19 protein-coding genes are annotated in these 21,954 nt (G+C 60.7%); 17 read left to right on the top strand and 2 right to left on the bottom strand.

What is annotated here, in order from left to right; translation table 11 throughout:
• Positions 1–6: 6 nt before the first annotated feature.
• From ACA075_RS27605 to ACA075_RS27595, 3 genes are read left to right on the top strand one after another with little or no spacing between them, the layout of a single operon-like run.
• Complete coding sequence (locus tag ACA075_RS27605; protein WP_497296329.1) at positions 7–1,026, top strand: aminoglycoside phosphotransferase family protein; 1,020 nt, start codon at positions 7–9, stop codon at positions 1,024–1,026.
• Complete coding sequence (gene murU / locus ACA075_RS27600; RefSeq protein WP_497296328.1) at positions 1,023–1,694, top strand: N-acetylmuramate alpha-1-phosphate uridylyltransferase MurU; 672 nt, start codon at positions 1,023–1,025, stop codon at positions 1,692–1,694. Before ACA075_RS27605 ends, murU begins: the two co-directional genes overlap by 4 nt.
• A gap of 1 nt (position 1,695) precedes the next feature.
• Positions 1,696–2,463 (top strand): TerB family tellurite resistance protein, encoded by a 768-nt coding sequence (locus ACA075_RS27595; RefSeq protein ID WP_497296327.1) that lies wholly within the window; start codon positions 1,696–1,698, stop codon positions 2,461–2,463.
• A gap of 125 nt (positions 2,464–2,588) precedes the next feature.
• Here the strand turns inward: ACA075_RS27595 and ACA075_RS27590 are convergent, their stop codons facing one another.
• Complete coding sequence (locus tag ACA075_RS27590; RefSeq protein ID WP_497296326.1) at positions 2,589–3,581, bottom strand: alpha/beta hydrolase family protein; 993 nt, start codon at positions 3,579–3,581, stop codon at positions 2,589–2,591.
• 73 nt (positions 3,582–3,654) lie between these two features.
• Between ACA075_RS27590 and ACA075_RS27585 the strand changes: the two genes are divergently transcribed.
• The 10 genes from ACA075_RS27585 (at position 3,655) to trpE (ending at position 16,113) form a co-directional block, all read left to right on the top strand.
• A complete protein-coding gene (locus ACA075_RS27585) occupies positions 3,655–6,051 on the top strand; it encodes a PAS domain-containing sensor histidine kinase (protein ID WP_497296325.1) in 2,397 nt (798 codons plus the stop codon).
• 148 nt (positions 6,052–6,199) lie between these two features.
• Positions 6,200–6,829: a response regulator gene (locus ACA075_RS27580; RefSeq protein WP_003210977.1), complete on the top strand. Its 630-nt coding sequence runs from the start codon at positions 6,200–6,202 to the stop codon at positions 6,827–6,829.
• Positions 6,830–7,084: 255 nt separating this feature from the next.
• On the top strand, positions 7,085–8,209 hold the full coding sequence (locus tag ACA075_RS27575) for an ABC transporter ATP-binding protein (RefSeq protein ID WP_219096902.1): 1,125 nt from the start codon (positions 7,085–7,087) through the stop codon (positions 8,207–8,209).
• A 50-nt stretch (positions 8,210–8,259) separates the two neighbouring features.
• Positions 8,260–9,303, top strand: coding sequence for an ABC transporter substrate-binding protein (locus ACA075_RS27570; protein WP_497296324.1), 1,044 nt, complete (start codon positions 8,260–8,262; stop codon positions 9,301–9,303).
• A 196-nt stretch (positions 9,304–9,499) separates the two neighbouring features.
• The gene (locus tag ACA075_RS27565) at positions 9,500–10,747 is read left to right on the top strand and encodes an ABC transporter permease (RefSeq protein ID WP_095127227.1); all 1,248 of its coding nucleotides are present in this window, start codon (positions 9,500–9,502) and stop codon (positions 10,745–10,747) included.
• A gap of 12 nt (positions 10,748–10,759) precedes the next feature.
• The gene (locus ACA075_RS27560) at positions 10,760–11,584 is read left to right on the top strand and encodes an ABC transporter permease (protein WP_497296323.1); all 825 of its coding nucleotides are present in this window, start codon (positions 10,760–10,762) and stop codon (positions 11,582–11,584) included.
• A gap of 220 nt (positions 11,585–11,804) precedes the next feature.
• Positions 11,805–12,953 carry an iron-containing alcohol dehydrogenase gene (locus tag ACA075_RS27555; RefSeq protein ID WP_219096897.1) on the top strand — a complete coding sequence of 383 codons (1,149 nt, stop codon included), beginning with the start codon at positions 11,805–11,807 and terminating at the stop codon, positions 12,951–12,953.
• A gap of 117 nt (positions 12,954–13,070) precedes the next feature.
• The gene (rpe, locus tag ACA075_RS27550) at positions 13,071–13,745 is read left to right on the top strand and encodes a ribulose-phosphate 3-epimerase (protein ID WP_008035979.1); all 675 of its coding nucleotides are present in this window, start codon (positions 13,071–13,073) and stop codon (positions 13,743–13,745) included.
• Entirely contained in the window at positions 13,742–14,560 is an 819-nt protein-coding gene (locus tag ACA075_RS27545; protein WP_219096896.1) for a phosphoglycolate phosphatase, read from the top strand. The genes rpe and ACA075_RS27545 overlap by 4 nt, the downstream gene beginning before the upstream one ends.
• A gap of 71 nt (positions 14,561–14,631) precedes the next feature.
• Entirely contained in the window at positions 14,632–16,113 is a 1,482-nt protein-coding gene (trpE, locus tag ACA075_RS27540) for an anthranilate synthase component I (protein ID WP_219096894.1), read from the top strand.
• A gap of 227 nt (positions 16,114–16,340) precedes the next feature.
• On the opposite strand, the gene estP is transcribed toward trpE, so the two are convergent.
• A complete protein-coding gene (gene estP, locus ACA075_RS27535) occupies positions 16,341–18,251 on the bottom strand; it encodes an esterase EstP (RefSeq protein ID WP_497296322.1) in 1,911 nt (636 codons plus the stop codon).
• Between the two features lie 405 nt (positions 18,252–18,656).
• On the opposite strand from estP, the gene ACA075_RS27530 reads away from it, so the two are divergent.
• The 4 genes from ACA075_RS27530 (at position 18,657) to ACA075_RS27515 (ending at position 21,944) form a co-directional block, all read left to right on the top strand.
• On the top strand, positions 18,657–19,250 hold the full coding sequence (locus ACA075_RS27530) for an aminodeoxychorismate/anthranilate synthase component II (protein ID WP_219096892.1): 594 nt from the start codon (positions 18,657–18,659) through the stop codon (positions 19,248–19,250).
• A gap of 9 nt (positions 19,251–19,259) precedes the next feature.
• Positions 19,260–20,309, top strand: coding sequence for an anthranilate phosphoribosyltransferase (trpD, locus tag ACA075_RS27525; protein ID WP_497296321.1), 1,050 nt, complete (start codon positions 19,260–19,262; stop codon positions 20,307–20,309).
• Positions 20,306–21,142: an indole-3-glycerol phosphate synthase TrpC gene (gene trpC, locus ACA075_RS27520; RefSeq protein ID WP_497296320.1), complete on the top strand. Its 837-nt coding sequence runs from the start codon at positions 20,306–20,308 to the stop codon at positions 21,140–21,142. Before trpD ends, trpC begins: the two co-directional genes overlap by 4 nt.
• Before the next feature lie 100 nt (positions 21,143–21,242).
• Positions 21,243–21,944 (top strand): lipoate--protein ligase family protein, encoded by a 702-nt coding sequence (locus ACA075_RS27515; RefSeq protein WP_497296319.1) that lies wholly within the window; start codon positions 21,243–21,245, stop codon positions 21,942–21,944.
• The last annotated feature ends 10 nt before the right edge of the window (positions 21,945–21,954 follow it).

The following is a 21,954-nucleotide window of genomic DNA, read 5'->3' as shown; positions in this document are numbered from 1 at the left end:
CTTGCAATGCCTGACCAAGATGTACGTTTGCAACACCTGAAAGTTTGGCTCGACGAGCAGTTGGCAATCCTCTTTGCAGAACAGGGCTGGGGCGCCGTACCCCCGGCCACATTGACTGCGGCCAGTAGTGACGCGAGTTTTCGGCGCTATTTCCGCTGGGAAGGTGAAGGCCGAAGTTTCGTCGTGATGGACGCGCCACCGCCCCAGGAAAACTGCAAACCCTTCGTGGATATCGCTTTTTTGCTGGCGAAATCCGGAATAAATGTGCCGAAAATTTATGCCGAAGACCTCGAACGCGGTTTTCTTTTGCTTAATGACCTGGGCAACAAGACTTATCTGGACGTGATCGACAGCGGAAATGCCGACGATTTGTTCGAGGATGCCCTGCAAGCATTGTTGGCTTTCCAGCAATTGCCGATGGTCGCGCCGTTGCCGAGTTATGACGTGGCCTTGCTGCGCCGCGAGCTGGAACTGTTCCCCGAGTGGTACGTGAAACGCGAGTTGGGCATCGAGTTCGACTCCGCACAGCAAATGCTCTGGCAGAACGTGACTGAGCTGCTGATCGACAGCGCCCTTGCCCAGCCTAAAGTGCTGGTGCATCGCGACTACATGCCACGCAACCTGATGCTCAGCGAGCCAAACCCTGGCGTGCTGGATTTCCAGGACGCGGTCTATGGCCCGGTGACCTATGACGTGACGTGTCTGTTCAAGGACGCCTTCCTCAGTTGGCCCGAGGAGCGTGTGCACGCCTGGCTGGAAAATTACTGGCAGCAAGCGGGTGCGCTTGGCATTCCCGTGCAGCCTGAATTCGAAGACTTCCTGCGGGCCAGCGACCTGATGGGCGTGCAGCGTCACCTGAAAGTGATCGGCATTTTCGCCCGCATCTGCCATCGCGACGGCAAGCCGCGCTACCTGGCCGATGTGCCGCGCTTCTTTGCTTATATAGACGCGGTGATCGCCCGCCGTCCTGAGCTGGCTGAGTTGGATGTGTTGCTGCTGAGCCTGCGTGCTGGAGCCCCTGCATGAAGGCGATGATTCTGGCAGCCGGCAAAGGCGAGCGCATGCGCCCGCTGACCCTGACCACACCCAAACCGCTGGTTCGTGCCGGCGGCGTGCCTCTGATCGAGTACCACTTGAAAGCCCTGGCAATCGCCGGGTTTACCGAGATCGTGATCAACCACGCCTGGCTCGGTCAGCAGATCGAAAACTACTTGGGGGACGGCTCGCAATACGGCCTGCGTATTCAATACTCACCGGAAGGGGAGCCACTGGAGACCGGCGGCGGTATCTTCCGCGCGTTGCCTCTGCTGGGCGATGAAGCATTCCTGGTGGTCAATGGTGACATCTGGACTGACTACGACTTCAGCGTGCTGCATCAACCCATCGCCGGGTTGGCACACCTGGTGCTGGCGGATAATCCGGCCCATCACCCGACCGGCGATTTCGCGCTGGTCGACGGGCAAGTGCGCGACGGTCAGCCCGACGCCGACACCCTGACCTACAGCGGCATTGCCGTGCTGCATCCGCAACTGTTCGACGGTTGCTCGGCCGGCGCCTTCAAACTGGCACCATTGCTGCGCAAGGCCATGGCCGATGGACAGGTCACCGGCGAGCGCCTGAACGGACACTGGGTGGATGTCGGCACGCACGAACGCCTGGCTGAAGTTGAAACCCTGATAGAAGCGAGACGCTGAGATGCTGTGGCCAGGGACTCTGATTGGAGCCGGAGCGGGCTTTGCCATAGCCAGCATTCCGGGGGCCATGCTCGGTGCTTTGCTGGGACAGGCGCTGGATCGACGTTTGCACCTGCAAAGCTGGGGGCATTTGCGTGAAAAGCTCGGCGGTCGTCCGATGCTGCGCAACGATGAACTGTTGTTCGTGTTGCTGGGACGGTTGGCCAAGAGCGATGGACGCGTGGTGGATGGCCACATCCAGCAGGCCCGTCAGGAAATGCGTGCGCTGGAGATGACCGAACCGGCGCAGCGTCGTGCCATTGCGGCGTTCAATCGTGGTAAATCGGGCAATGACCGCTTGCGCGGGTATCTACGGCGTTTGAGTGCTCAGCCTCACGCGGCGGAAGGTGTCTTGCGCGCCTGTTGGCGGATGGTCTGGGCCGATGGGCGTGCGGGAAACAATGAGCGCGAACTGCTGGCCCAGTGGGGCAAGTGGCTGGGCTGGACGCCGCAACAAGTACTGGCGCTGGCGGCTGACTACGATCAGCACAAGCGACCGCAAGTCAGCAGCACCCTGACTTATCAGGATGCCTTGCAGCTGTTGGGGGTGTCGGCGACCAGCGAGCCGGCGCAAATCAAGCGTGCCTATCGACGCCTGCTCAGTCGCCACCACCCGGACAAGATTGCCGGCAGCGGTGCGACGGCGTTGCAGGTGCGTGAAGCGACTGACAAGACCCGCGAACTGCACACGGCCTACACGTTGATTCGTGAGCGGCGGGATTTTCGATAGCAGGAAAGATTTTTGTCGCCAGGGATGCCGTCTTCGCGGGCATGCCTCGCTCCTACGGATTCCGCGTCATACGACACAGAATCTGTAGGAGCGAGGCGTGCCCGCGAATGGGACGAAGCGATCTATCAGTCCGCCGCCTTCTGCGGATTCAACCACCCGCGCACCCGGCGCACCAGCTGCTCTTGCTCAGCCTTGGCATCACCAGGCAACGCTTTGAGCGACACCTGGCTGAACGCCGAAGACTTCAATCGCTTGCTTGCCTGCATCCGTGCAAGCGCTGCGTTGCGATCCAGCGGCTTATCCATGTAGAAGATGTCTGCCGTCGGCAGCTTCAGGGTCGGCGTCAGTTCAACCAGCTCGGGCTTCGCCGCAGCAGGTGTCTGCGCCGCGACCATCACAAATTTCTCCACTTGCGACGGCTGCTTTTCGCTCAAATAACGTGCGGCCCAATAAGCCCCGGTGCCATGGCCCAACACCACGATGCTGCGAGCGCTTTGCTGTTCGGCATAGGCAATGGCCGCATCAATGCGAGCAAAAATGCGTTCGGCATCGGCCTTGGCCTGCTCCTCGGTGGTTTCGGCGATGGCCTTGTCGGCAACTTCCGCTTCACCACCGGCCGCTTGCTCGATGGGGGCTGCCGTGGTCGAGTCCTTGCTGCCGGTTTCCGGCGCCTTGAGCGTTGGCGGCATTTCCATGACGCGGGGCGCAATGGCATCGCTTTGCACGTCCGGCAAGGTGATACTCAGGCTGCTCCACTTCGCGTCGGGCAATTTGTTACGCAACGGGCCGATTGCTTGCGGCCAGTCAACGGTTTCGCCGGCGCCCGGGATGATAATCACCGCGCCTTTGGGCTCGGCAGTATTGGCCGGTTTCCACAGCGCAAGAAAGGTGTCGGCGCCGGCTTGCAGTTGTTGCTGTTCCTGCGCAGGGATTTTTCGCTCAAGTGCCGTCGCTTCTTCCTGACTACGCTCAGGCAGTGGCTGGCGTTCGACCGGTTTTTCTTCTGCGGTTTTTTCCGCAGCGGCAGGTGCCGGGTCGGCCGCCTCGACGGAAAAGGCGCAAGGCAGGATCAGCGACAGGCACAATGCTGGCAGTGCCAGGCGGTAGACAGGGGGCATCGGATATTCCAGGCCAGAAGTTATTCCGGCAGCCTAATGGGTTGGTCAGTATTTGTCAGTGTGTGAGACTTCAATGATGCGTTTTCGCTGCCTGTGGGTTATCGGCTGTTTGTGGTTTCCCTTGATGAGTTGGGCGGCTTCCGCGCCACCGACGCACGTCGCACCCTTGTCGCCCCAGCAGCAACAGTGGCTGGCGGCGCACGGAGAATTGCGCGTCGGGCTGGTGTTGCAGGCGCCTTACGCGCAATACGATCGCCGCTTGCAGCGCCTGTCCGGGGTTAACGTCGAGTTGATGAAATGGCTGGCCAAGGCCCTCAAGGTCGAGCTGAGCTGGCGTAATTTTCCCGACCTTGCGCAACTGGAAGCCGCCGCGCGCGAGGGTGAAATCGACATCGCCCCCGGTCTGACCCAAACCCCCGCCGGCCTGCGGTTCTGGCAATTCTCCGACCCCTACATGCGGGTGCCGCAACTGGTGGTCAGCGACCAGAAAAGCACAGGTGCCGTGGAGCTTGAAAAACTCGACAGCCAAACCCGCGTCGCTGTGCGCATGCCCAGTGCGACGGCCGACTACCTGCGCGGCAACTATCCCCATCTGAACCTGCAAGGCGTACCGATCGAGCGCCAGGCATTGCAGTTATTGCTCAGTCAGCAGGCCGGTTATGCGGTGGTGGATGAAGCGCAATTGGGGCGGCTGTCCGTAGAGCCTGAGTTCGCCGGGCTGGTCGTGGTGGGTGACATCGGCTTGCCGCAATTGCTGCGAGTGGCCACACGACGGGACCAACCGGAACTGGCCGGCATTGTCGAAAGCGCACTGCGGGCGATCCCGGCCAAGGACCTGGAGCAACTGCACAACCAATGGCTGCAACCCAAGTACCCGCGTCTGACCGAAACCCGGGGATTCTGGCAAAACCTCTGCCTGCTGATGGCGGTGTTGATGCTGAGCAGCATGGCCATCGTGCTCTGGCAGCGCCGCCAACAACATAGCCTGGAGCAGCGTCTATTGGCGGCGCGCGAGGACATTGCCCTGCGCGAGGCCAGTGAAGAGGCGTTGCGCCTGACCCAGTTTTCCATCGATCAGAGCACCGTCGGCATCCTCTGGGTCAACTGGGACAGCCACGTGCGCTACGCCAACCGCGCGGCTGAAACCATGCTCGGGTATCCGCCCGGAGCCATCATTGATCGGCCGTTGATCGACTTCGAGCCGGGCCTGCACATGGACCGCTGGCTGAACCTGTGGAAGCGCGCCCGGGCCAGTGAAGAAGGGCCACAAAGTTTCGAAACCAACTGTGTTCGAGCGGATGGCAGCATCCTGCCGACCGATGTTTCGTTGAGCTTTCTGCGTTTTCGCGGAGGTGAATACCTGGTGGTCTACCTCAACGACGTCACCGAACGTCGGCGCGCCCTGGCGGCGTTGCAGGAAAGTGAAGCGCGGTTGCAGGGGATTGCCGCTAACGTTCCGGGATTGGTCTTTCGCCTGGAGCGGGCGCCGGTGACAGGGCAGATCGACTTTGCCTACATCAGCGAAGGCAGCGAGAGCCTGTCGGGTTACTCGCCGGCGACCCTGGCCCATCGCGACAAAGGCCTGCGCAGCCTGGTGCACCCGGACGACAAGGCCAGCTATCACCAGACTCAGGACCATGCGCTGGACACCGACAGCGACTGGTCATGGCAGGGGCGGATTCTCACCCGTTCGGGTGAGCAGCGCTGGGCCGAGATCAAGGCCATCACCCGCCGGCTCGAAGACGGCGCCTATGTCTGGGACGGAATTGTCTGGGACATCAGCGAGAGCAAGCGCATCGAGCTGGAGCTGGCCAGTTCCCGCGAGCAACTGCGTGAGCTGTCCGCTCACCTGGAGAGTGTGCGGGAAGAGGAAAAAGCGCGCATTGCCCGGGAAGTTCACGATGAGCTGGGTCAGATGCTCACCGTGCTGAAGCTGGAAACCTCCATGTGCGAATTGGCCTACGCCCAGCTCGACCCCGGTCTGAACGAACGCTTGAACAGCATGAAACGCCTGATTGCGCAGCTGTTCCAACTGGTGCGCGATGTGGCGACCGCGCTGCGACCACCGATTCTCGATGCCGGGATCGCCTCGGCGATCGAATGGCAGGCCCGGCGTTTCGAGGCGCGCACGCAGATTCCGTGTCTGGTGCAGGTGCCGGAGAACCTGCCGGTGCTCAGTGATGCCAAGGCCATTGGGCTGTTCCGAATCCTTCAGGAAGCGCTGACCAATGTCATGCGCCATGCCCAGGCGCATACTGTCGAACTGACATTGGCGCTGGAAGGCGACGAGTTGTGTCTGACGGTCAGCGATGATGGCGTAGGATTTGTCCCCTCCACGGGCAGGGCGACTTCCTTCGGGGTGGTCGGCATGCGCGAGCGGGTGTTGATCATGGGCGGGCAGTTGTCGCTTGAGAGTGAGCCGGGGGAGGGCACGACGTTGAGTGTGCGAGTACCGGTGGATGAAGCCTGAAGTTGTGGTGTCTGTGCTGACGCCTTCGCGGGCAAGCCACGCTCCTACAGGGGGGGGGCGGATAAATCTCTGACACACCTCAATCACTGTGGGAGCGGGCTTGCCCGCGATAGATCTTGGCTCTTACATAAAAAGAATGGAGAAGACTGTGATCCGTGTACTGGTAGCCGAAGACCACACCATCGTCCGTGAAGGCATCAAACAGTTGATTGGCCTGGCCAAGGACTTGCTGGTGGTGGGGGAGGCGAGCAATGGCGAGCAGTTGCTCGAAACCTTGCGGCACGTGCCCTGCGAAGTGGTGTTGCTGGACATCTCCATGCCCGGCGTCAATGGCCTGGAAGCGATTCCACGGATTCGTGCGTTGAACAATCCGCCGGCCATCCTGGTGTTGTCGATGCACGACGAGGCACAAATGGCCGCCCGGGCGTTGAAAGTCGGCGCGGCAGGTTACGCGACCAAGGACAGCGATCCGGCACTGTTGCTGACGGCGATCCGCAAAGTTGCGGCGGGCGGTCGCTACATTGACCCGGACCTGGCGGACCGCATGGTCTTCGAAGTCGGCCTGACCGATTCGCGGCCGTTGCACTCGTTGCTCTCGGAGCGTGAATTCTCGGTGTTTGAACGGCTGGCCCAAGGCGCCAACGTCAACGACATCGCCCAGCAACTGGCCCTGAGCAGCAAAACCATCAGCACCCACAAGGCACGGCTGATGCAGAAACTCAACATCACCTCCCTGGCGGAACTGGTGAAGTACGCGATGGAACATAAACTCCTCTAAATCTGAATGCGCTCCTACAGGGATCTGGTCGTCATATCCATTTGCGACACCTCGCAAATCTGCTTTTGCCCGTCCTTGCGGCCCGTAGCTGACCACCTGCCGCTGCGTTTGCCAAAACGCGCCATCCTTGTAGGGCAATCCCTACCCCCAACCTTCCATCCCGCTGAGGCGATTCTCTCCTGCGCCCCGATTTGCGTGGTCAGCAGCGTCCACTAGGCTTAGTCCACAGCAGTCATCAACAAAAAAGGTGTGGGTATGAGCCAGGTCGATTCAAACGCAGGGGCCAGTGACATTCTGGTCAGCTTTCGTGGAGTGCAAAAAAGCTACGACGGCGAGAACCTGATCGTCAAAGACCTCAACCTGGAGATTCGCAAAGGCGAGTTCCTCACCTTGCTCGGCCCATCCGGCTCCGGCAAGACCACCAGCCTGATGATGCTGGCCGGTTTCGAAACACCCACCGCCGGTGAAATCCAGCTGGCCGGGCGCTCCATCAACAACGTGCCGCCGCACAAGCGCGACATCGGCATGGTGTTCCAGAACTACGCGTTGTTCCCGCACATGACGGTCGCCGAGAACCTGGCGTTCCCGCTGACCGTGCGCGGCTTGAACAAGAGCGATGTCAGTGACCGGGTCAAACGTGTGCTGAGCATGGTTCAGCTCGATGCCTTCGCCCAGCGCTATCCGGCGCAACTGTCCGGCGGTCAGCAACAGCGTGTGGCCCTGGCCCGCGCATTGGTGTTCGAACCGCAACTGGTGCTGATGGACGAACCCCTCGGCGCACTGGACAAACAACTGCGCGAACACATGCAGATGGAAATCAAACACCTGCACCAGCGCCTCGGCGTGACCGTGGTCTACGTGACGCACGACCAGGGTGAAGCCCTGACCATGTCCGACCGCGTGGCGGTGTTCCACCAGGGCGAGATCCAGCAGATCGCTGCGCCGCGCACCCTCTATGAAGAGCCGAAAAACACCTTCGTGGCCAATTTCATCGGCGAGAACAACCGCCTCAACGGCCGCTTGCACAGTCAGACCGGCGACCGTTGCATCGTCGAACTCGGTCGCGGTGAAAAGGTTGAAGCGCTGGCGGTCAATGTCGGCAAGACCGGCGAACCCGTCACGCTGTCGATTCGACCGGAGCGCGTGAGCCTCAATGGGTCCAGCGAGTCCTGCGTCAACCGCTTCTCAGGGCGGGTGGCGGAATTCATCTACTTGGGCGACCACGTCCGGGTTCGCCTGGAAGTCTGCGGCAAGACCGACTTTTTCGTGAAACAACCGATTGCCGAGCTCGATCCTGCGCTCGCCGTCGGCGATGTGGTACCGCTTGGCTGGCAGGTCGAACACGTTCGCGCGCTCGACCCACTTCTAGAGGCGCATTGATCGCCCCCCTGCTTCAACAACACCTACCCTGCACGTGGAGAGAACAATAAATGTTGAGATCCCTGAAATTCACCGCTTTGGTCATGGGCATGATCGGTGCGGCACACGCGATGGCGGCGGGCCCGGATTTGACCGTGGTGTCCTTTGGCGGGGCGAACAAGGCGGCGCAGGTCAAAGCCTTCTACGCACCGTGGGAAGCGGCAGGCAACGGCAAGATCGTGGCTGGCGAATACAACGGTGAGATGGCCAAGGTCAAAGCCATGGTCGACACCAAGAGCGTGTCCTGGGACCTGGTGGAAGTTGAGTCGCCAGAGCTGTCTCGCGGTTGCGACGAAGACATGTTCGAGCAACTTGACCCTGCGCTGTTCGGCAAATCCGAAGATTACGTCAAGGGCGCGATCCAGCCTTGCGGCGTAGGTTTCTTCGTGTGGTCGACCGTGTTGGCCTACAACGCCGACAAGCTGGCCTCGGCACCGACCAGTTGGGTGGATTTCTGGGACACCAAGAAATTCCCGGGCAAGCGCGGCCTGCGCAAAGGCGCCAAGTACACCCTGGAATTCGCATTGATGGCCGATGGCGTTGCGCCGAAAGACGTCTACAAAGTGCTGGCCGGCAAAGACGGTCAGGACCGCGCATTCAAGAAACTTGATGAGCTCAAGCCAAGCATTCAGTGGTGGGAAGCCGGCGCACAACCGCCGCAATACCTCGCGTCCGGTGACGTGGTCATGAGCTCGGCCTACAACGGCCGGATCGCTGCGGTACAGAAAGAAAGCAATCTGAAAGTCGTGTGGAACGGCGGTATCTACGACTTCGACGCATGGGCCATTCCAAAAGGTCTGGATAAAGCACGCGCTGAAGCGGCGAAGAAATTCATCGCGTTCTCGGTGGCGCCGCAGCAGCAGAAGACCTACTCGGAAAACATCGCTTACGGCCCGGCCAACATTCAGGCCGTCCCGTTGCTGGCCAAGGATGTCCTGAAAGACATGCCGACCACCCCGGAAAACATCGCCAACCAGGTGCAGATCGACGTCAGCTTCTGGGCTGACAACGGCGAGCAACTGGAGCAGCGCTTCAACTCCTGGGCTGCGAAGTAAGCAGAGGGCTCGCCCTCCTGTGAGGGCGAGCTTTTGTGGCGAGGGAGCTTGCTCCCGCTTGAGTGCGCAGCACTCACAGAATTAGCCGTTTTCAGCAGAATTTTGGGGCCGCTTCGCAGCCCAGCGCGAGCAAGCTCGCTCGCCACACCAGTTCGCTCCCACATTAACGATTGACCAAAGATTTCCGGAGTACGCCATGGCCACCGCCATTCCCCTGAACGCGGGCACTGACCCCACCTTGAAGCAGCGGCTCAAGCACGCCGAGCGGATCAACCGCTGGAAGGCCCAGGCCTTGATCGCGCCACTGGTGCTGTTTCTGTTGCTGGTGTTCCTGGTGCCGATCGTGGCGCTGCTCTACAAAAGCGTTGGCAACCCTGAAGTGGTCGGCGGCATGCCGCGCACTGTGGCGGCCATCGCCAGTTGGGACGGCCGCGGCCTGCCCGCAGAGCCGGTGTACAAAGCGGCCAGCGAAGACCTCGCTGAAGCCCGCAAGAATCAGACCCTGGGCGACCTGTCCAAGCGCTTGAACATGGAGTTGGCCGGCTACCGCAGCCTGCTGACCAAAACCGCCCGCGCCTTGCCGTTCGCCACTGAACCGGCTTCTTATAAAGAAGCGCTGGAAGGCCTCGACGAACGCTGGGGCGACCCGGCCTATTGGCAAGCAGTGCGTCGCAACACCAGCAACATCACGCCGTACTACTTGCTGGCGGCTGTCGATCACCGCATCGACGACCTCGGCGAAATCGCCCCGGCCACCCCTGACCAGGCGATTTACCTCGACATTTTCGCCCGCACGTTCTGGATGGGCCTGATCATTACCGTGATCTGCCTGTTGCTGGCGTATCCCTTGGCTTACTTGCTGGCGAACCTGCCGTCACGCCAAAGCAACCTGCTGATGATTCTGGTGCTGCTGCCGTTCTGGACCTCGATCCTGGTGCGGGTGGCCGCGTGGATCGTGTTGCTGCAATCGGGTGGCTTGATCAACAGCGGCCTGATGGCGATGGGCATCATCGATAAACCGCTGGAACTGGTGTTCAACCGCACAGGCGTTTACATCTCGATGGTGCACATTCTGCTGCCGTTCATGATTCTGCCGATCTACAGCGTGATGAAAGGTATTTCGCCGACCTACATGCGCGCCGCGATTTCCCTCGGCTGCCACCCGTTCGCCAGTTTCTGGCGGGTGTATTTCCCGCAGACCTATGCCGGTGTCGGCGCCGGTTGCCTGTTGGTGTTCATCCTCGCCATCGGCTACTACATCACCCCGGCGTTGCTGGGCAGCCCGAACGATCAGATGGTCAGCTACTTCGTCGCCTTCTACACCAACACCAGCATCAACTGGGGCATGGCGACCGCACTCGGTGGTCTGCTGCTGTTGGCGACCGTGGTGCTTTATCTGATTTACAGCTGGCTGGTGGGCGCCAGTCGCCTGCGCCTGAGCTAAGGGGAAAATGAAATGCTGAGTCCTTATATGTCGCCCATCGAGCGGGTGTGGTTCTACAGCTTGCGGATTCTCTGCGGCTTGATTCTGTTGTTCCTGATTCTGCCGGTGCTGGTGATCATTCCGCTGTCGTTCAACTCGGGCAGTTTCCTGGTCTATCCGCTGCAGGGCTTCTCGCTGCACTGGTATCAGGACTTCTTCGCCTCGGCGGAATGGATGCGGGCATTGAAGAACAGCATCATCGTTGCTCCGGCGGCGACGGTGCTGGCGATGATCTTCGGGACGCTGGCGGCAATCGGCCTGACGCGGGGTGATTTCCCGGGCAAGGCACTGGTGATGGCGCTGGTGATTTCGCCGATGGTGGTGCCGGTGGTGATCATCGGTGTGGCCAGCTACCTGTTCTTTGCGCCGCTGGGCCTGGGCAATAGCTTCTTCTCGCTGATCGTGGTGCACACGGTGTTGGGCGTGCCGTTTGTGATCATTACCGTGTCGGCGACCTTGCAGGGGTTCAACCATAACCTGGTGCGCGCCGCTGCCAGCCTGGGGGCTTCGCCGCTGACGGCGTTCCGCCGGGTGACGTTGCCGCTGATTGCGCCGGGCGTGATCTCGGGTGCGCTGTTTGCCTTCGCGACGTCGTTCGATGAAGTGGTGGTGACGCTGTTCCTCGCCGGTCCGGAACAAGCGACCTTGCCTCGGCAGATGTTCAGCGGTATCCGCGAAAACCTCAGCCCGACGATTGCTGCTGCAGCAACCCTGTTGATCGCCTTCTCGGTGATCCTGTTGCTGACCCTGGAATGGCTGCGTGGCCGCAGCGAAAAACTGCGCACCGCCCAGGTCTGAAACTACACACTAGCCCCTGTGGGAGCGAGCTTGCTCGCGATAGCGGACTATCAGTCGACAACAATGTTGAATGTCAGTCCGTCATCGCGAGCAAGCTCGCTCCCACAGGGATTCAGGGTGTTTTCGGGATGTTGGGTCATTCACAGGCTGAATAGCAGACAAACCCCAATCCCCAGCTACTATTGTGCCCAGCTCCCCTATTCATAAGAGGCTGCGCACGATGAGTCTTTCCTCTTTCAAAATTGCTCACAAACTGATCACCGGCGCAGGTGCCATCGAGCAGCTGGCCGCCGAACTCACTCGCCTGGATGTCGACAACCCGCTGATCGTCACCGATGCGGCCTTGGTCAAGTCCGGCACGGTCGAGCTGGCGCTGGCGCAGTTGGGCGACCGGACCTACGAGATCTTCGACCGTGTGCTGCCAGACCCGGAAATCGCCATCGTCGAAGACTGCATGCGGGTTTACCGCGAGGGCGGGCATGACGGTCTGATTGGCCTCGGCGGCGGCAGCGCCATCGACATCGCCAAAAGCGTCGCGGCCTATGCCGGTTACCACGGTGCGCTGGAGGATCTGTTCGGCGTCGATCAGGTGCCGCGCAAAGGCCCGCCGCTGATCGCCATCCCGACCACGGCCGGCACCGGTTCGGAGGTGACCAATGTGGCGATCCTCTCCGACAAAGTCGCACAATTGAAGAAGGGCATTGTCAGCGACTATTTATTACCGGACGTGGCGCTGGTCAGCCCGCAAATGACCCTGACCTGCCCACGCAGCGTCACCGCTGCCAGCGGTGTCGATGCGCTGGTGCACGCCATCGAATCCTATTTGTCGGTCAACGCCTCGCCGATCACCGATGCCCTGGCCATCGGTGCCATCAAGCTGATCGCCAAAGCGCTGCCCAAGGCCTACGCCAACCCGTCCAACCTGCAAGCCCGTGAAGACATGGCCACCGCCAGCCTGATGGCCGGAATGGCCTTCGGTAATGCCGGGGTCGGCGCGGTGCATGCGCTGGCGTATCCGCTGGGGGGGCGGTTCAACATTGCTCATGGCGTCAGCAACGCCTTGCTGCTGCCGTATGTCATGACCTGGAACAAGATGGCCTGCGTCGAGCGCATGCAGGATATTGCCGAAGCCATGGGGGTGAAGACTGCCCACCTGAGCGCCAACGAAGCGGCGGACAAAGCCGTGGAGGCAATGACCGCATTGTGCGCGGCGGTAGAGATTCCGCCAGGGCTGCGCAGCTTCGGTGTTCCGGAGGATGCGATCCCGGCCATGGCCGTGGAAGCGGCGGGGATCGAGCGCCTGATGCGCAACAATCCACGTAAATTGAGCGCCATCGATATCGAGAAGATCTACCGAGCGGCGTTCTAGAGCCTGCGGTCACTTTAATGATTGATGACAGGCCCAATCATCGCGGTCACAGTGCGCGCGTCAAAGCATGAGGTATACAATGCGCGCCATCGTGATTCTGCTCAAAAAAGGTGCGTCATGCAGCCCTTCGTCATTGCTCCGTCGATTCTCTCCGCCGACTTCGCCCGCCTGGGTGAAGAAGTGGACAACGTCCTGGCCGCCGGCGCCGACTTCGTGCACTTCGATGTCATGGACAACCACTACGTACCGAACCTGACCATCGGCCCGATGGTCTGCGCCGCGCTGCGCAAGTACGGCGTGACCGCGCCGATTGACGCTCACCTGATGGTCAGCCCGGTGGACCGCATCGTCGGTGACTTCATCGAGGCCGGCGCGACCTACATCACCTTCCACCCGGAAGCCACGCAGCACGTTGACCGTTCCCTGCAACTGATCCGCGAGGGCGGCTGCAAGTCGGGCCTGGTGTTCAACCCGGCAACACCGCTGGACGTACTCAAGTACGTGATGGACAAGGTCGACATGATCCTGCTGATGAGCGTCAACCCGGGCTTCGGCGGGCAGAAGTTCATCCCCGGCACCCTCGACAAGCTGCGTGAAGCACGCGCGCTGATCGATGCCTCCGGCCGTGACATCCGCCTGGAAATCGACGGTGGCGTCAACGTGAACAACATTCGTGAAATCGCAGCGGCTGGCGCCGACACCTTCGTCGCCGGTTCGGCGATCTTCAATGCACCGAACTACCAAGAGGTGATTGAAAAGATGCGTTCCGAACTGGCGTTGGCCCGTCCATGAGTGGCTTTGAGCAGCTGTTCCCGGGGCGTCTGCCGCGTCTGGTGATGTTCGATCTGGATGGCACGCTGGTCGATTCGGTCCCCGACCTCGCGGTGGCCGTGGATAACATGCTGCTCAAAATGGGGCGCGAGCCCGCCGGCCTCGAGTCGGTGCGCGAGTGGGTCGGCAACGGCGCGCCGGTGCTGGTTCGTCGTGCGCTGGCCGGTGGCATCGACCATTCGGCGGTTGACGACGGCGAAGCCGAGGGCGCGCTGGAGATTTTCATGGAGGCTTACAGCGAGAGCCATGATCTGACTGTGGTCTATCCCGGCGTGCGTGACACCCTGAAATGGCTGCACAAGCAGGGTGTCGAGATGGCGCTGATCACCAACAAGCCGGAGCGTTTCGTCGCGCCGTTGTTGGACCAGATGAAAATCGGCCGTTACTTCAAATGGATCATCGGCGGCGACACACTGCCGCAGAAGAAGCCTGACCCGGCCGCGCTGTTTTTCGTGATGAAAATGGCCAACATCCCGGCCTCGCAATCGCTGTTTGTCGGCGACTCACGCAGCGATGTGCTGGCGGCGAAAGCGGCAGGGGTCAAGTGCGTAGCCCTCAGCTACGGCTACAACCATGGCCGGCCGATTTCGGAAGAATCGCCGGCGCTGGTGATCGACGATCTGCGCAAGCTAATTCCCGGTTGCCTGGATCCGGCCGCTGAGATAACGTTGCCCGACGTTGCTCAATCCCCTTCTGGAAACGCCATCGTGGTGGTCACTCGCAAACTCTGGATGAAAGTCATCAAGGCCCTGGCCCGCTGGCGTTGGCGCGCCTGACTCGATTCTGGCCGGCTTTCCGGCGCGTTTGCATACCTGACTGTTAGCACCTCAAGCCACGAGGCTACCCCATGATCCGCGAAGAATTCCTGCGTTTGGCCGCTGCCGGCTATAACCGTATCCCGTTGGCCTGCGAAACCCTGGCCGACTTCGACACGCCGCTGTCGATCTACCTGAAACTGGCCGATGAGCCCAACTCCTACCTGCTGGAATCGGTGCAGGGCGGGGAGAAGTGGGGGCGTTATTCGATCATCGGTCTGCCGTGCCGCACCGTGCTGCGGGTTCACGACAACCTCGTGAGCGTGACCCACGACGGCGTCGAGATCGAAAGCCATGAAGCCGAAGATCCGTTGGCCTTCGTTGAAGCATTCAAAGCCCGCTACAACGTGCCGACCATTCCTGGCTTGCCGCGCTTCAATGGCGGTCTGGTGGGTTACTTCGGTTACGACTGCGTGCGCTATGTGGAGAAGCGTCTGGGCAAATGCCCGAACCCGGACCCGCTGGGTGTGCCGGACATTCTGTTGATGGTCTCCGACGCGGTGGTGGTGTTCGACAACCTAGCCGGGAAGATGCACGCCATTGTGCTGGCCGATCCGTCGCAGGACGATGCGTTCGAGCAAGGTCAGGCGCGACTGGAAGAGCTGCTGGAAAAACTCCGTCAGCCGATCACCCCGCGCCGCGGCCTGGATTTCAGCAAGCAACAGTCGGCTGATCCGGTGTTCCGTTCGAGTTTCACCCAGGACGATTACGAAAAAGCCGTCGACACCATCAAGGAATACATCCTGGCCGGTGACTGCATGCAGGTCGTGCCGTCCCAGCGCATGTCGATCGACTTCAAGGCAGCGCCGATTGATCTGTACCGGGCGCTGCGTTGCTTCAACCCGACGCCTTATATGTACTTCTTCAACTTCGGCGACTTCCACGTCGTCGGCAGTTCGCCGGAAGTGCTGGTGCGGGTCGAAGACAACCTGATCACCGTGCGCCCGATTGCCGGCACTCGCCCTCGCGGGGCTAACGAAGAGGCCGATCTGGCGCTGGAAAAAGACCTGCTGTCGGACGACAAGGAAATCGCCGAGCACTTGATGCTGATCGACCTGGGTCGTAACGACACTGGCCGTGTCTCGGAAATTGGTTCGGTGAAGCTCACCGAGAAGATGGTCATCGAGCGTTATTCCAACGTGATGCACATCGTCTCCAACGTTACGGGCCAATTGAAGGCCGGGCTGACGGCGATGGACGCGCTGCGGGCGATTCTGCCGGCGGGCACGTTGTCGGGCGCGCCGAAGATTCGTGCGATGGAAATCATCGATGAACTGGAGCCGGTCAAACGTGGTGTCTACGGCGGGGCGGTGGGCTACTTCGCCTGGAACGGCAACATGGACACCGCCATTGCGATCCGCACCGCGGTGATCAAGGACGGCGAGCTGCACGTGCAGGCAGGTGGCGGCATCGTCGCCGACTCGGTCCCGGCGCTGGAATGGGAAGAAACCCTGAACAAGCGCCGCGCGATGTTCCGCGCCGTGGCCCTGGCCGAGCAAACCCCGGACGCCTGAGTTCACACAAACCTTGTGGGAGCGAGCCTTTGTGGCGAGGGGGCTTGTCGGACCGCCGCACCGCCCCGTTCGGCTGCGAAGCAGTCGTAATTCCATGCGACTCGGTGGACCTGAAGAGCCCAGGGCCGCTTCGCGCCCCAACGGGGGCAAGCCCCCTCGCCACAATGTTGTTCAGCATAAAAAAACGCGGTGCCTGTGAGGGCGCCGCGTTTTTTATTGCCTGCGATTTAGAAGTCCAGCGCAACCCCAACATTGATGCCCTGCTGGGTAAAGTCATCATCCTTGCGAATGTCATAACTTGCCCGCAAAGCCAGGTCTTTGGTGAGGTTGTGGCTCACGCCCAGGTTCAGGCGGTTCAGATTGGTCTGCGGGGTGTAGCCGGCCAGGGTGTAGCGGTTGTTCGGCAGGCTGTTGAGATTCATGGTCACATCCTGGGTATCGTCGTTGTACTCACGCTCGTGAGCCAGTTCGCCGAACACCTGGGTCTGCGAAGTGATCTGGTACTTGCCCTGGAAGCCAATGCCAAGACGCCGGGAAATGCGCGATTGATCGTCGAATGTCAGCGCGGTGGAGTCGGCGCCGTTTTCCGAGTAACCGTCGACTTCAACTTTGGCGAAATCAGCGCTCACGAATGGCGACAGATGCCACGGGCTGCTCGCCAACGGCGCGATGTCGTACCCCACGCGACCGCTGAAAGCCACCAGGTAGCCGTCGGTATCGCCTTTCTCCCCGCGTTCATTGACCCCCAACTGGAATTTGCGTTTGAGGCTGTCGTAATCCAGATGCCCGGCGGTCACGGCCGCGTCACCCCACCAGCGGTTTTGCTGGTACTGGGCGAACGCCGTACCCATGTACGTGTTCAGCTTGTAGTCCGAGTCGTGATCGCCGGCTTCGAGCTTCTGGTTGTAGAAGCCCGCCGCCAAACCTACGCGCCATGCGTCGTTGAGCCGGTAGCTGCCGCCGATGTTCAGGTTGGCGCCATTGCCGTCAGCACTGGCGCCACTGCGCTGGCTGTCGAAGTCCTGATGCTGGCCGCCACCGGCGACAATCGCCCGCCATTGACCCACGCCTTGCCAGTTTTCCCAATCGGCCAGCCATTGGTTGCGCAACTCATCCTGATGGGAACGTAAAGTACCTTGGGCCATTTGTGGCAACAGGGTCGCTTCCCATGGCGCGGCCAGCAGCGAGTAAGCGTAATCAGCAATCAGACGTTGCCCGGCTTCGGTCGGGTGCACCGAGTCGTTGTAGATCAGCTTGGTCGGGTCCGGGGTGGCACTGTTGATCCCGTATCGAGCATTCTCGGTGCAACTGTCGCCGCTGAAGCAGGTGGCGCTCAGGTTCTGATCGGTGGCCAGGCCGAACTGCCCCGGGTTGGCAAACGTCTCTTTGAGCAGCACCGGAATGTTGAGCGGGATGACGTTGGCATTGACGTTTTGCAGTTGGCTCACCAGTTCGGTGTTGAACTGGGAACTGAGCTGGGACGTGAACGCTTGCAACGGGGTGCCGTTGAAGGCTGGGGTAAAGCCGATGTCCGGTAGCAACCAGACCATGATGTAGCGGGCACCGGCCTGTTGCAGGGTTTGCACGCTGCTGACCAGGCGATCGGCGGCGGCGCTGGCCTGGGGCAGGTTGGTGACGCGACCTTGCAGGAAATCGTTGCCACCGCCCGACAGGTAATACAGCGCATTCGGGTCGGCGCGGAAATTGTTCGACGGCAGGTAGCCTGCCCGGGTGCGATCGCCCGTGGCGGAGGTGCTGGTGATCGAATCGAGAATCTGGTCGGTGCGATAACCCCCGACGGCCCAGTTATTACCATCGGGCTGGCCATTGCTGGCGCGTACTGCCGAGGAAGATGAGGCTGTCTGATCCGCCGTAAACCCCAGTTTCCCCCCCAGGATCTGCGTGGAGTTGAGCGAGCGGACTTCACCGCTGCCATCCAGGTAAACCGGCCCCGTCCGGTTGGTAAAGCGCTCAGTCGAGCCAGCGGGCCCGCCTGTGTCGGCAAAGGTCCCGGCATCGTTGAGGCTGTCGCCGAAGACGACGAAATTGGAGTAAGGGTTAGGCGCGGCGATCGCCTGGGCGCAGGCCGCGGCGAGCAAGCATCCTGCGAGCGGTACAAACAACGTCTGTTTGATCATGAGCAAGTCCGTTTATTTATTGTTGTAGTGAACGAAACGACAGTACCAAAAACTTCCGGCCTTTTGCCATCGGTCGCGAACCCTTTGATTGTTTCGCAGCCAGTGGCCCCGGCCATATTGCACGCTCTGCCCAGCTAAGTTACTGTGCCGAGACGTATGAATGAGACCTTCCCCGTGTTGATCATCAGCAAACTTCTGGATCAAGTCATCAAGGCACACGCCCGCTGGCGTTGGCGCGCCTGAATTCTTTTACCGGCCCCGCCGGACCTGTACCGCTTTGCCTTCTTCACCCGTATGACATACCGCTTTGCTGGCGCACCCGGCGACTGACAAAGCGCAGGACGCTGCGGGTAATCATTCGAAGGCTGTATTAAAAGTCAGTGAATTCAAGAGGTTCCAAACGCCATGTTGCTGATGATCGATAACTACGACTCTTTTACCTACAACGTTGTGCAATACCTCGGTGAGCTCGGCTCCCAGGTCAAAGTCGTGCGCAACGATGAACTCACCATTGCCGACATCGAAGCCCTCAACCCTGAGCGCATCGTCGTGTCCCCCGGTCCTTGCACCCCGACCGAAGCCGGCATCTCGCTCGACGTGATCAAGCATTTCGCCGGCAAACTGCCGATTCTCGGCGTCTGCCTTGGCCACCAGTCCATCGGCCAGGCTTTTGGCGGTGATGTGGTCCGCGCCCGGCAAGTGATGCACGGTAAGACTAGCCCGGTATTCCACGAGGACAAGGGCGTATTCGAAGGCCTGAATCGTCCGCTGACGGTGACGCGCTATCACTCGCTGATCGTCAAGCGCGAAACCCTGCCCGATTGCCTGGAACTGACCGCCTGGACCCAGCTCGAAGACGGCTCGGTCGACGAGATCATGGGCCTGCGCCACAAGACATTGAATATCGAGGGTGTGCAGTTCCACCCCGAGTCTATCCTCACCGAGCAGGGCCACGAGCTGTTCGCAAATTTCCTCAAACAAACCGGCGGCACGCGCTAAGGACTTTTCATGAATATCAAGACAGCCCTGAGCCGTATCGTCGACCACCTCGACCTCAGCACCGATGAGATGCGCGATGTGATGCGTGAAATCATGACCGGGCAATGCACGGATGCGCAGATCGGCGCGTTCATGATGGCCATGCGCATGAAGAGCGAAAGCATCGACGAGATCGTCGGCGCGGTGTCGGTTATGCGTGAGCTGGCGGACAAGGTCGAACTCAAGACCCTCGACGGTGTGGTTGATGTGGTCGGCACCGGCGGTGATGGTGCGAATATTTTCAACGTCTCGACCGCTTCCTCTTTCGTGGTGGCGGCAGCCGGTTGCACCGTGGCCAAGCACGGTAATCGTGCGGTGTCGGGCAAAAGCGGCAGCGCTGACTTGCTGGAAGCGGCCGGGATCTACCTGAACCTGACCCCGGTCCAGGTGGCGCGCTGCATCGACAACGTCGGCATCGGCTTTATGTTTGCCCAGACCCATCACCGAGCCATGAAGTACGCCGCCGGTCCGCGCAAGGATCTTGGCCTGCGTACCCTGTTCAACATGCTCGGCCCGCTTACGAATCCGGCCGGCGTGAAACATCAGGTGGTGGGCGTGTTCAGTCAGGCGTTGTGCCGGCCATTGGCCGAAGTCTTGCAGCGCCTGGGCAGCAAGCACGTGTTGGTGGTGCATTCGAAAGATGGCCTGGACGAGTTCAGTCTGGCGGCGCCAACCTTTGTGGCAGAACTGAAGAATGACCAGATCACCGAGTACTGGGTCGAGCCAGAAGACCTGGGCATGAAGAGCCAGAGCCTGCATGGCCTGGCAGTGGAAAGTCCGGCGGCGTCCCTTGAGCTGATTCGCGATGCCTTGGGCAAGCGCAAGACCGAGAGCGGTCAGAAAGCCGCTGAGATGATCGTGCTCAATGCCGGTGCGGCGCTTTACGCCGCTGACCTGGCGACCAGTTTGAAAGAAGGCGTTGCCCTGGCGCACGATGCGCTGCACACAGGCCTCGCTCGGGAAAAACTTGAGGAGTTGGGTGCATTTACCGCGGTATTCAAAGTGGAGAATGAGGGATGAGTGTACCGACGGTTCTGGAAAACATTCTGGCCCGCAAAGTCCAGGAAGTCGCCGAGCGTAGCGCCCGTGTGAGCCTGGCGGAGCTGGAAAGTCTGGCCAAGGCGGCCGATGCACCTCGTGGTTTTGCCAAGGCATTGATTGCACAGGCCAAGCTGAAACAGCCTGCAGTCATTGCCGAAATCAAGAAAGCCTCGCCAAGCAAAGGCGTGATCCGCGAGCACTTCGTTCCTGCCGACATCGCTAAAAGCTACGAGAAGGGCGGCGCGACGTGCTTGTCGGTGCTGACCGATATCGATTACTTCCAGGGCGCCGATGCTTATCTGCAGCAGGCGTGGGCGGCGTGCAACCTGCCGGTGATCCGCAAGGACTTCATGATCGATCCGTACCAGATCGTCGAAGCCCGTGCCTTGGGCGCTGACTGCGTGCTGTTGATCGTCTCCGCGCTGGATGACGTGAAAATGGCCGAGCTGGCGGCCGTGGCCAAAAGCGTCGGCCTTGATGTGCTGGTGGAAGTCCATGATGGCGACGAGCTCGAGCGGGCCTTGAAAACCCTCGACACGCCACTGGTCGGCGTGAACAACCGCAACCTGCACACCTTCGATGTCAGCCTGGAAACCACGCTCGACCTGTTGCCACGTATCCCGCGTGATCGCTTGGTGATAACTGAGAGCGGCATTCTCAACCGGGCCGATGTGGAGCTGATGGAAATCAGCGACGTGTACGCGTTCCTGGTGGGCGAGGCATTCATGCGCGCCGAAAGCCCGGGCACCGAATTGCAGCGCCTGTTCTTTCCTGAGCGTGGCGGCCCGGTCAGCGGTTCTACGCTTGACTGAAAGATGTCTTCACAGGCAAACCCGATCCCCTGTGGGAGCGGGCTTGCCCGCGAAGAGGCCCTAAAATTCCCAAAAGATCTCATGCCTTGCGGAGTAGTCCATGACCCAGCCGACCAGTCTGACCGTCGAAGCCGGCCTGCAAGCCGAGCAAGATCTGTTGGCTCATGTCTGCACCGGCGATTCGGATTTCGGCCTGCTGTTCTGGCAGCCCAATGATCGGGCATTGGTCATGCCACGCCGCTTGAATCGCTTGCCGGGTTTCGAGGCCGCCTGTGAAGTGTCAGCCGCCGCCGGTTGGCCGGTGCTATTGCGTGAAACCGGCGGCGAGCCAGTGCCGCAATCGGCCTCCACCATCAATATCGCCCTTGTCTACGCACCCCCACATAGCGAAGGCGATCAAAACCGGATAGAAACCGCTTACCGCCGACTCTGCGACCCGATCTGTCAGTTACTGGATGAGCTGGGCGGCGTTTCGTCATTGGGCGAAGTCGACGGCGCATTTTGCGATGGCCGTTTCAACGTCAATCTCGACGGCCGCAAGATGGTTGGCACTGCCCAGCGCTGGCGCCAGAGCAAGGGGGGAACGCGTCCAGTTGGATTGGTGCACGGTGCGTTGTTGCTGGACAACGAGCGTGAGTCGATGGTTGCCGCAGTCAATCGCTTCAATGAAGCGTGCGGTCTTGAGCAGCGGGTGCGCGCCGAAAGCCACATTGCCCTGCATGAGAAATTTTCCGCGCCCGATGCGTTGGAACTGCTCGACACGTTTTATCGCCAGTTGCTGGCGGACATGCTCGGGGCTTGAGTATTCGAGC

The sequence above is a fragment of the Pseudomonas sp. LBUM1663 genome, assembly GCF_059695905.1.
This window is presented reverse-complemented; position numbering and strand designations above follow the sequence as displayed.